Source organism: Streptococcus huangxiaojuni (assembly GCF_040930515.1).
Classification (GTDB): Bacteria; Bacillota; Bacilli; order Lactobacillales; family Streptococcaceae; genus Streptococcus; species Streptococcus huangxiaojuni.
In genome coordinates, this window is the sequence record NZ_JBFQEG010000053.1 from 1 (window position 1) to 1051 (window position 1051).

Genomic DNA, 1051 nt, shown 5'->3' on the forward strand with positions numbered 1-1051 from the left:
ACCTTCTTTTTGGACAGTGAGCAGTCCATGATTATCACCTCAGGAATCCATCAGGCTGCCAGCCTGGCGGCAGAAGATGTCAAAGCCTATCGTGATGAGGCGTCTTCTAAGGCTGAGGAGCTTTATCAAAAAGTCAAAGAAATCCCTTGGTTTGTGACCGAGCTGACAGCTGATGAGGTGCAGGCGGCCTATGAGGAGGCCGGGGTGACCTATGAGTCGATGGTCGGCAAGACCGAGAGGCATTTTGACAAGAAGGTCAAAAACATGGAGACAGCAGAAACAGTCTTTAGCGATTTAGAGGCAGATGTTCAGGCCGGAACAGAAGCAGCACTGGAGGCGGACAGCAGTTTAGCAGGAGAGATAGCATCATGGCAAAAGTAGATAAAGAAAAACAAAAAGAAACAGACGCCAAGGCAGCAGTTCTGCAGGCAGAGCTTTTGAAAGAGGATCAGGCTTTGCTGGATATGGAGCAGCAGCACAAGAAAGATCAGACCGCACTGGATGAGCGGATTAATGATTTAGAAGAACGGCACTTTAAATTACGAACCTTATATGAGGAGTTTGGAGGCTTAGCCTACAGCCCGTCCTATCCGGACGGTGAGGGGGTTCAGGAATTTCGTCGCCTGCTTGAGGAATATGCCGGGGTTACAGCCAATGAATATCTTTACCAGCGGCAGATTTTGGGGGATGAAGAAGTTGATCTGACAGACAGCTATCAAAAGGAACACCGCAAGCAGGAGGATAAGATCGAATCCCTTTATGCTCAGAAAATCGCTTTGTACCGTGAAGAAGAGGAGGAGAGTTAGAAGATGGATGTTGTCAGTGCTGTAACGAGTGCCTTGACAGGCAAGAGTGAAGAGGAGATTAAGGTCATTCGCAAGGCTTTAGAAAGGGAGGCGGTTAAGTCTTTGCTGGCACCGTCTTTAAAGAGTGAGCGGCGCAGTTTGGTCAGTGATTATGATGAGAAGATAAGTGCGCGGGCGCTGCAGGCCAAGAGTGAGATAGAGGCTTTAGGCGGTCAGCTGGACAAGGCGATAAAGGGAGCAGGGCG

Annotated in this window: 2 protein-coding genes and 1 pseudogene; all 3 read left to right on the top strand. The window is 49.3% G+C overall.

The features are described from left to right. Nucleotides 1–381 (top strand): annotated as a pseudogene (locus AB3329_RS11615) (hypothetical protein); the annotation flags it as partial. Then, nucleotides 369–806 carry a hypothetical protein gene (locus AB3329_RS11620; protein WP_368396318.1) on the top strand — a complete coding sequence of 146 codons (438 nt, stop codon included), beginning with the start codon at nucleotides 369–371 and terminating at the stop codon, nucleotides 804–806. The pseudogene AB3329_RS11615 and the gene AB3329_RS11620, both read left to right, overlap by 13 nt. A gap of 3 nt (nucleotides 807–809) precedes the next feature. Then, a partial coding sequence (locus AB3329_RS11625; protein ID WP_368396319.1) for a hypothetical protein occupies nucleotides 810–1051 on the top strand: 242 nt, incomplete at its 3' end.